At 46.7% G+C, this 10,620-nt stretch carries 3 protein-coding genes; all 3 read left to right on the top strand.

Annotation, left to right across the window (positions count from 1 at the left end):
- Window positions 1-217 precede the first annotated feature (217 nt).
- Genes ACO0K9_RS13040 through ACO0K9_RS13030 form a run of 3 tightly spaced genes read left to right on the top strand, consistent with a single transcriptional unit; the run spans window position 218 to window position 10,310 of the window.
- Entirely contained in the window at window positions 218-1,891 is a 1,674-nt protein-coding gene (locus tag ACO0K9_RS13040) for a DUF262 domain-containing protein (protein ID WP_422985522.1), read from the top strand.
- A 2-nt stretch (window positions 1,892-1,893) separates the two neighbouring features.
- Entirely contained in the window at window positions 1,894-8,226 is a 6,333-nt protein-coding gene (locus tag ACO0K9_RS13035) for a DEAD/DEAH box helicase (RefSeq protein WP_422985520.1), read from the top strand.
- Window positions 8,223-10,310 carry a UvrD-helicase domain-containing protein gene (locus ACO0K9_RS13030; RefSeq protein WP_422985518.1) on the top strand — a complete coding sequence of 696 codons (2,088 nt, stop codon included), beginning with the start codon at window positions 8,223-8,225 and terminating at the stop codon, window positions 10,308-10,310. Before ACO0K9_RS13035 ends, ACO0K9_RS13030 begins: the two co-directional genes overlap by 4 nt.
- Window positions 10,311-10,620: the final 310 nt, after the last annotated feature.

The following is a 10,620-nucleotide window of genomic DNA, read 5'->3' as shown; positions in this document are numbered from 1 at the left end:
TGGCTATAGCACTAGACAGTAGTGAGTTTACAGTAATTGTAAATATTGCCAATTGGCAATATTTGGCGATATGCTATCAAGCTGGCGTGCGTATTCGTGTATTGATGCGTAACGAGTAAATGGGGAAGTAAAGACCGACACCTTTATCGATTGAGTTGGCTACTAAGCAGTAAGATCAGCCCAATAGATCTATTTAATACAACGAGGAAGAATATACATGTCATACGCAGGTATTTCTGTCAGAGAGGCATTGGATAGAATTAATGCCCCCAATAATGGCTGGTTTTTGCCGCAAGTACAGCGTCAGTACGTATGGGGGGCACGTACCGAATCCGAAGATTATGTCTGTCTATTGCTCGATTCCTTGCTTAAGCGCTATCCAATTGGTGGCATTGTTTTGTGGGAGACATCGGCGAGAGTACCTTACCGTTGGTTTGTAGGAGAATATGCACCCGGCAAGTATGCCAAACAAGTCGATCCCGGATTATGGGGAGCAGATAAAGCCCTGGTGTACGATGGGCAGCAACGTTTACAGACCTTATATTCGGTATTGCGTCATCGTTTCAACGAAAGGACCTTACATTTCGATTTGTTGTTTGACTCGACTTCTGCTGAGAGTGATGAAACAGGTTTTCTATTCCGCGGCGAACAGGAAGAAGCGAGCCCAAGATTTTTGAGGATGACTGAGCTGTCGTGCATGAAGTGTAGTGAGGAAGAAAAAGTTGATTTAGAAGACCGTGTTTTACCTGCGGCAGGCGAAGATAAAACAGCAAAGCTCCGAATTAGAAAAAACCTCAGTGCGCTATGGGATATCTTTGTAGATACGAACCATAAATCGATCGCTTATTTTTCTGTAAAGGCAGATAACTCTAACGAGGTCAATGAAGTGTTCCGTCGGTTGAATACGGGAGGGGTTGCGTTGACTCAGATTGAGCTGGTTCTGAGTAAAGTCAAAGCTTTGCACTCTGACTACGAGGAAAAGTTATGGCAATTGGCCGAAAAAATTAAAGAAAAGAGTGGAGGGATCGATTTTCCATCAAGCTCAATACTTCAGTTTTTTCACTTGTTGATTAAGTCGACGATTCGTATAGATGAAGCGCGCATTGACACGAAAGAGATTCAATTGTTTCAAGATGTGTTGATCAATGACAGCGATCCGTTGGTGGAATTGTTTTCGGGGTATCTTTGGGGGTTATTTCGCATTAACCATGGGTCTATTGTTCCTCGCTGGTTAGCAATATTGCCAATCGCTAGTTACTTAACCACTCGTAAAAGAGCGGGAAAAGAGTGGCGCATCAGGGCGATGAGTGAAGAAGAGCTACTGCCTATTCATCAGTATTTCTTGCTCTCACAAGTGTGTGATTGGAATACACAGACAATGGTCAATGCATTCGCCCGTGAAGCTGTTTTAGCTGCAGAACAGGGAGCGGTATTCCCTATTGAGAAAATTCGAGAGATCGCGATAGAGAAGAGTAGAACGGGCAATCTCAATGAGCACCAGCTATTGGGGCAGACCTGGTTCGTGACAAAAATATTGATGCCGCATCGTACCTATATCTTTCACGCAAATAGACCTCAGGTTGATCACATTTTTCCCCTGAATCTGGACAGTGCAGATAGCCAATATCAAGATGTGGTTGATGTGCTTTGGAATTTCCAACCGATGCCAGCAGAAGTCAATAACTACAAACGTGCCACACATCCTAAGACATTTTTCAATAGCGATGTGGGAAGTAAGTACTGGGATGCGTATGACTTTATTCCTGAACGAAAGAGTGAAACGTGGGATGACTATGCGGAATTTGTCGAATATCGTAAGAAACTGATGCTTGATAAATTGAATGAGACTTTTCATTTATCCATAACACCTAGCAAAGTGAAGATGGACTAAGTATGCAACCACTGATCGTCTCGCACCAGGTCACACAAGGCATCGCAGATTTTCTTCGCACGGCTTTTCCTTCAAGTACAGCGGGTTTTGATGGCTTAGTCGAACGCTTTTTATCTGAACGCAACAATTTGTTTAAGGGACCATATGTCACGGTACCCTTGCCTTTTCGCAAGCAAGCTATGCAGTCAGGTTTGGCGTTTTCTTGGTTACCATCTGATTTTCTCGCCCATGCACATCAAGCCAAAGCTTTTGCTCGTTTGTGTGGCGATGATGCGCGTTCGACTTTGGTTGCAACAGGAACCGGTTCTGGTAAGACTGAATGTTTTCTTTATCCGATTTTGGAGCACTGCCGTTTAGCTAAAGCTGAAGGGCGGCGTGGTATAAAGGCGATCATTTTGTATCCAATGAACGCGTTGGCAAGCGATCAGGCTACCCGCGTTGCTAAAGAGATTCTTAAAACTCCAAAACTGGCCGGGGTACGTGCAGGTTTGTTCGTGGGCGAAACCCCTGCAGTTGAATCGCAACAAGTTGAGCAGCTGATGGATGGGACTTTCTCTATCATCACAGACCGTAACACGCTGCGCGACGATCCACCAGATATCTTGTTGACCAACTACAAGATGCTCGATTTTTTGCTGATCCGTGCGGCGGATGCGCCTCTTTGGGCTTTACAACAGCCAGATACCTTACGTTATTTAGTGGTCGATGAGTTGCATACCTTTGATGGGGCGCAAGGGACCGATTTGGCTTGTTTGATTCGTCGACTGAAGGCGCGCCTGAACGCACCGGCTGGACAGCTGGTATGCGTTGGCACTTCCGCGACATTGGGGGAAGATGGCGTTAGCGATTTGCTCAATTTTGCTGGCGACATTTTTGGTGAGCAATTGGACGCTGGAGCGGTCATTGCGGAGGATAGGGAATCAGTGGGCGATTATTTGGCAGAGTCGACAGTTGAACATACATCGCTGCCTCAACCTGTAGACATTGCAGCGCTTGCGCCCGAAAATTACACGGAGCTTAATGCTTATCTTGCCGCGCAAGTGCGCTTGTGGTTTGGCAAAGAAGTTTCTAACCTTGAGGTAGAAGAGAAAGACTGGCGCTGCCAATTGGGTGTGGATCTTAAATCGCACTTTGCGTTTCAAAACTTATTGCGCGACCTAGATAAATTGGGGCCGAAGTCGGTCTTGCTAGAAGATTTATTGAGCCTACTCAAGCGACGATTGCCAGCATGTGGGGATGAACGGTATTCATTTCTGTGGCTGTCGAGTTTGCTTTCTTTGGTTGCACACGCTCGAGTTAACGGTGTGCAGAAATTCTTCTTGCAAGTGAAGGTGGAAATTTGGCTGCGTGAGTTGCGTCGTATGGTCGCGATGGTGGATGCGCAGCCTGTATTGCGTCATCATGACGATTTACGTAAGGTCGATCTAGCTCGTGTTCACTTGCCAGTGATTCATTGCCGTGAATGTCATGTGACGGGTTGGGGTGCTACAGTACAGAAGGTCAGTCCTAATCTGCTGACACAAGATCTTCAACAATTCTATCAAGCATTCTTCGCCGAGGATACCACTACGCGCTTTGTGTTTCCAGCTGCTGAGAGTACTGATCTACGCGCGTTTGAACAAAAGAAAGTATGTGTGGCCTGCGGTACTTTGCATCAACGATCGCAAGCGATGTGCTCAAATTGCGAACACCCGCATCTCTTAAGTGTTGATATAACGAGTAACCTGAGAGATGGTACGCGAAATGGAGCAAAACTCACTCGATCACATCACGATTGCCCCTACTGCGGCGGCTACAACACGCTATCGATTGTTGGTTCTCAAGCAGCGAGTTTGGCAGCGGTAATGTTGGGACAATTATTCTCCACGAAGTTTAATGCCGATAAAAAGCTGATTGCCTTTTCTGACTCGGTACAGGATGCTGCCCATCGAGCGGGATTTCTTGCGGCACGTACGTGGCGTCTGAATATGCGGCCAGCCCTGGCGCAAGTGATTGCGAAAGCAGTTGAAGAGGGAAGGTCACTTAGTCTAGCTGAGTTACCAAAAACTTTTGAACAACATTGGCGGAGAGTCATGGGAGATGCGCACTACCTCGCCAACTTTGTACCACCGTCGATGCAATGGCTGCGTGACTATGAGAGCTTGATGAGCGAAGGTGTTTTACCCGTGAATAGCAATCTGCTCTCTGATTTGGATCGGCTATTGCCTTGGATTATGTGTGCAGAGTTTGGTCAGGATGCCCATATCGGTCGCACTTTGATAGCAACAGGCACGGCAAGCGTGGCTTTGAAGGACGACGCTTTAGCTCGCGCTGTCGACTGGCTCATGCCACGTTTGGGCGAGCAACTCGAGGCTTTGAAAGCCGTTAGTCGGGATGATTTGCAAGTTTTCTTAAGTGGCTTGATCGAGTTATTACAGCGCTTTGGCGCGTGGCGTTCGCCTGGGTTAGAGTTTTATGCTCGTATGGGTAATAGCCCGTGGGTGTATAAGAAGAATCCCAGTCAGAAGAATTTCTTATCTACTCCGCGTTCACCTAAGTTTGTTTCGGTCGGCGAATATAAACGCTGTATTAGCATTGCTTCGAGTCATGCCCGACTATTTCAGTCTTGGTCGTTTAAGACAATCTCATGCTTGAACGACATCGCGATTGGTGCCGATGCGACTAGTCATGCGCTTTATCGTTTGGCATTTGATGCCTTGGCCTTTGCAAAAATCGTTGATTTTGAACAGGCTCAGGAAAAGCCGGAAATTCAAATATGGGGTTTAGAGCCTGCTCAATTTGAAATTCGCCTAGGGAGTCGTCAGTGGCGTTGTAATTGCTGTCAAAGTAAAGTCTTCTCGATTGAAAGCGCCGACTATACTGGCCAACCATGTCGCCGAATGGATTGTGGTGGTGAGCTACAGGCATTTGTTGAATCTACCAACTTCTATCGCAAACATTATCTGAATGCGGATATCCAGCGCGTGGTGGCGCATGAACATACTGGTTTGCTGCCTCGTGCAACACGCGAACAAGTCGAACGCAATTTCAAGCAAGCTGATGGACGGCCTGGCGGCATTAATGTGCTGTCGGCGACGCCGACCCTAGAAATGGGTATTGATATTGGTGATTTGTCGAGTGTATTGCAATGCTCTATTCCACCTCAACAAGCTAATTACATTCAGCGCGCTGGCCGCGCAGGCCGTAGCACCGGCAATGCGCTATTGATGAGTATGGCGACTAGTAAGCCGCATGATCTATATTTTTGGGATGATCCTAAAACGATGATTGCAGGAGCCGTTCAGGCTCCAGGTGTCTTCCTCAATGCATCTGCCGTGTTGGAACGACAGTTAACCGCTTTTACCTTGGATTGCTGGGTACAACTAAATGCGAAGGCAGCGCAAATGCCGAGCGAGATTCGGGCGGTATTTAGCGCGATTAGCAATAACAACAAAGCGAAGTTTCCCTATCCATGGCTGTCATTTGTTGAGCAGAACCGAGCGTCATTATTGGATCGGTTTTTGGCGTTGTTTAACCACGGAACGCAAAAGCCGCTCAGTGACGGTACGCAAAATTGGTTGGCAAATTTTATTCGTGGCAGTGGAGAGCAGAGTAGCCCACTAGCATACAAAATAATTGACCGGCTTCAAGGCATCGCGAATGACGTCGAAAGTATCAAACGCAAACGAGATGCAACGATCAAGGAAATTGAGAAGTTAAATGCGTTAGCAATTAGAGGCGAGGAGCAGGAAGCTGAGTTGGCGCGCTTGGTGCAGGATAGAACAGCATTGTCACGTCTGATTGGTAGCATTGAAGGCAAGGCGACAATGAATGTTTTAACCGACGAAGGTTTGCTGCCGAATTATGCTTTCCCAGAGCAAGGTGTTTTGTTGCGCTCGATTATCGTCAAAGAGGCAAAGCCAGGTTCTACAGTTCCAGAACCTGAAACATTCGAGTACGAAAGACCTGGCTCTTCGGCAATCACCGAATTGGCGCCGAATAATACTTTTTATGCGGAAGGCCGAAAGGTTGTTATTAATCAAGTCGATATTTCTAAAATTAAGCCTGAGTTTTGGCGCTTTTGTCGTCAATGTTCTTATTCGGCACCACTTTCCTCGGGAGATACAAGCCCACATTGCCCGCGATGCGGGGATACAATGTGGCGTGATAGCGGCCGCATTCATGAGATGTTACGTTTAACCACAGTGTTTGCTCGCACACTTGATCGCGAGAGCCGTATTGCCGACGATTCAGATGAGCGTGAGCGCGGGTTTTATGTACGACAAGCGTTGGTCGATAGCCCGCCCGAGGCAGTAAGTCAGGCATTTATCATTGACGATAAGGCTTTTCCGTTTGGATTTGAGTTCCTTGATCGAGTGAATTTCCGCGAAGTCAATTTTGGGGAGCGCTCGAACGAAGGCGCACCAATGCAAATTGGTGGCGAGGAAATGCTTCGCCCTGGCTTTAGTATTTGTCCGGAGTGCGGTACCTTGCAGCGCAAGCGGAAAGCAGACGAGCTTTTCAAGAATCACGCATCTTGGTGCGCGAAACGTAAGAGCGAAGATGCCACAGCACAGCAGTGTGTTTTCCTTTATCGAGAGTTTGCGAGTGAGGGTATCCGAGTTTTCTTACCAGAAGTTGGCTTTGCTGATTCCAAAGACGCCTTGATGAGTTTTGTAGCAGCACTTGAGTTGGGGTTGACTAAGAAATTTAAAGGCGCTGTCGATCATTTACGCATCGCGCTCGATATGCGCATGTCTACAGGTTCGGATACTCCACGCTGCTATCTGGTGATTTTTGATAGTGTTCCAGGCGGAACGGGCTACCTGAAAGAATTGATGCGCGCGCCCGAACCTTTGTTGGAAGTGTTTGATATCGCCCTTAACTCGCTCAATAGCTGTACCTGCAACCAAAATGCCGATACAGATGGTTGCTATCGCTGCGTTTTCCGATATCACAATAGTTTTGATCGGCAATATATTTCACGGCGCACCGCTCAGAAACTGCTCGGTGAGGTGACGCAATATAAAGCAAAGCTCAAATCGGTTTCTCACCTCTCAGCCGCGCAAAACAATAATTCTTTGTTTGAGAGCGTATTAGAAAAACGGTTTATCGAAGCTCTGCGAAGAGAGCACCTAGGGAAATCATTTAAGCTAAGTGAGATTATTTTTAAGGGAAAAGCAGGATACCTTTTGCAAGCGGGTGAACGGCGTTGGCGTATTGAACTTCAAGTCAAACTATCGGAAAAAGACCAAGTTGTCGTCCCATGCGAAGCGGATTTTGTATTCTGGCCTGATGATGCTGTTGACGATCTTCCAATTGTCGTCTTTATGGATGGTTGGAAGGATCATAAGAAAATCATTTCAGCAGATTTGTCAAAACGTTTGGCGGTTTCGAAAAGCGGAAAGTTCTCGGTTTGGACGCTAGTGTGGCAAGACGTCGAAGATGCACTTCAGAACACACCAAATCAGTCTTCGATTTGGACCTCACTTGTGGGAGAACAAGCTGTGCCTATACTTTCAAGGTTGTGCGCTGCGCAAAGTATTGATACTTTATCTGAGCTTCGTTCAATGCCGCCGTTCTATCAGTTACATCGTCGCCTGTGTGAATTTACGCATACACAATTGCAAAAATTGTCTGTTGCTCTTGTTGCTTGTATGTCTCAGCCACAAGGGGACTTGACAAAATTTGATGCAACAAAGAATGGCGAATTCTGGCAACGACTTGACGATATGGAACTGATCCCTGAGCTAGAATATCGTCGTAAGAGTGTTCGTTCTCTCGGTCATGCGCTCAACTTGGTCATGGCAATGAAGCCTGAGCAACTGGCACAGTTTATGAAGGGAACGTATTCATCAGATGTTGAGCCCTTTGTAGTTGGTGAATGGCGAGAGGATGGGATCCAAGAAAGCGAGTTGCATATACTCTGGCGACAAATGTGGCAAGTAATGAATTTGTTATTTCCTCTGCGCGGGATTTGGACCGGAAATGTAGATATGCCGGGGCTGAATGCGCTGCGCGATTGCCCAGCACTTAAGGTGTCGGATAAAGGTGTTCCGGATGCTTGGAGTGAGGCTGTTGATCTGGTTGACTCTTGCTTGCAAGGGTGGGCGATACAACTAGCTTTATCAGGTGCTCCAGTCCCTGAGATTGGTATTGGTTGCGTAAACGAAAAAGGCGTCGTGATTTTTGAAACTGAGATGTCTTGGCCACATTTATTACTTGCGGTGATTTTAAAGGGCTCAGTTTCTGTATCAGATATCGCCAAAGTAGGTACATGGAAAATTATTGAGGCCGAGTCAGGCATGGAAATGCCGTCTGAGTTGAAAGAATTATTAGTGGAGAATAAAGTATGAGCTTGACACCTAAGATTGCGATGTCGGACGATTTCCTAAAATCGTTTGCCGCTGTTCCCCGTTCTAGCCAGCATGCTGTACTCACTTTTGTTGCTAAATTTCGGCAAAATCCGATGGCCACAGGAATTAATTATGAGCGCATTAATAATGCAGGTGATCCCAATATGCGTTCAGTGCGTATCAACGACAATCTACGCGGCATTGTCCTCAAACCAGATGTTGGAAATGTATATTGCTTGCTATGGGTAGATACACACGATGATGCCTATCAGTGGGCGGGCAGACATCGTGTGGCGATTCATCCAGACGTGGGCAGTATCCAAGTGTATGCTGTGCAGGAGACTCAAGGTGACGTAAGTAGTAATAACGCTAGCCTGCCAGAAACAATAGGGCTCTACCACGAATTGAAAGATAGAGAGATACGACGTTTGGGTGTGCCGGACGAGATGCTGGCAGTAGTACGAGCAATCGGAACTGTAGATGAACTTGAGGCGATTGAGACGCAATTGCCGGATGAAGCATTTGAATCGCTATATTTGTATGCCGCTGGGGATTCTTACGACTCAATAATTAACTCGCGCGATAACCCTCATTCGGTCGATCAAACAGACTACTCGGCAGCACTTGAGCGCGACTCTTCTAAACGTCATTTTGTTGTCATTACGGATGATAGCGACCTCGAAGCATTGCTGGCTGCCCCACTAGAGCGTTGGCGGGTGTTTTTACATCCAAGTCAACGGAAACTGATCGAACGCGATTGGAATGGTCCTGTCAAAGTTACAGGTGGTGCTGGCACCGGAAAGACGGTTGTCGCTATGCATCGTGCAGCACGATTGGCCCGTCAATATGCTGAACTCCCTGGTCGTCCCATCGTTTTTACGACGTTTACAAAAACGCTTGCTGAAGATATCAAGCAACATCTTGCTTTATTGTGCACGCCACAGGAGTTAGAGAAGATTCAAGTTGTCAATATTGATCAATGGGCATCTAGTATTTTGCGCCGATTCGGTTATCCACATAATTTGCTTTACAGCGAGGTTGAGCGTCGAAAGATGTGGCAGGCTGCTATGTCAGCATTGCCAGCTTCTGTTGAATTTAGTTTGCAGTTTATGCGAGCTGAATATGAAAGAGTGGTATTGCCGCTCGGTTGCGAATCAGCGGAGGACTATATGCGTGCAAGTCGTGTTGGGCGAGGTGGACAAATTGGAAGGTCAGTACGAAAATCTATTTGGCCAGTGTTTGCAGAATATCGGGCACAACTGCAAGCTGCTAACTTACGCGAACCAGAAGACGCTTTCCGTGAAGCAGTGCAAATCCTAAGAGTTGAAAAACCATCCCTTGGGATTCGAGCAATGGTTGTTGACGAGGCTCAAGATATTAGTCCCTCTGGATTCGATCTCATTCGAACCTCTGTACCCGAGGCCGAAAATGACATTTTCATTGTCGGTGATGCCCATCAGCGTATTTATCGTCATAAAGTCGTATTGAATCGGGTTGGAATTTCGGTGCGTGGACGTAGTAAGAGTTTGAAAGTTAACTATCGAACAACTGATGAGATCCGTCGATGGGCGTGTGCGCAATTGGAAGGCTGTGAGGTGGACGATTTGGATGGTGATGTCGATACCTTGCGTGGATATCATTCTCTAACGCACGGGGATTTTCCTGCCATCATCGAATCGAGATCAGCACATGATGATTTCGAACATATTCAAGATCTGTTGAAAAAGTTAAATGACGACTGTATCGAGGCACGGCAGATTTGTATTGTTGCTCGAACAAATGAAGATATCGAAGGTTTAGGGAAGCTGCTGGTGCAAACCGGTATTCCCTCACTAAAACTAGATGGCAATACTGCAGATAACGATACTACGTCTGGCGTCAGGTTAGCGACGATGCATCGGATAAAAGGGTTGGAGTTCAGTGTGGTCATTATCGCCTCATATCGTGGGGCACAAGAATATGCAAGGCAATTTAGTCAGGATGAAGACGCTGGAGTGACTGAAGAGACCGAGATGTCAGAGCGATGTTTGTTGCATGTTGCGGCTACTCGAGCAAAGCGGAATTTGTTTTTGTTAAAGAGATAGTCATTTAAAATTTAGTGACGGGTGAGGTTCCCTCAGTATGTCGACTGCCAGCAAATGATTGTTATGTCGCGAATTTTTCCTGGATCTGCCTCTTTCTCCAATCATCGATATACTTCAACCGTGATCAATTCGCCATTCTTGACCCGCTTGACCGCAAGTTCCTTAAACTTGCTCATGTATTCGCCATTTACTCTATAGCCGTCGATTTTCTTGGTGTCACTCAATCTGTCTTTGGTATCATTACTTGTTTTATCGGTCAGCGCGAATACCCCGGAAGCAGATGGCTAACTGGCGGTTGTTGCTGCGTCGG

This window comes from Undibacterium sp. Ji50W, assembly GCF_049340445.1.
Taxonomy (GTDB): Bacteria; Pseudomonadota; Gammaproteobacteria; order Burkholderiales; family Burkholderiaceae_D; genus Undibacterium.
Note: the sequence above shows the minus strand (reverse complement) of the source record. Positions and strands in the feature narration are given on the sequence as shown.

Excerpts from the sequence above, each read along its gene's own strand:
- ACO0K9_RS13040 (WP_422985522.1), top strand. The coding sequence starts at position 218 with ATGTCATACGCAGGTATTTCTGTCAGAGAGGCATTGGATAGAATTAAT.
- ACO0K9_RS13030 (WP_422985518.1), top strand. The coding sequence starts at position 8,223 with ATGAGCTTGACACCTAAGATTGCGATGTCGGACGATTTCCTAAAATCG.
- ACO0K9_RS13035 (WP_422985520.1), top strand. The coding sequence starts at position 1,894 with ATGCAACCACTGATCGTCTCGCACCAGGTCACACAAGGCATCGCAGAT.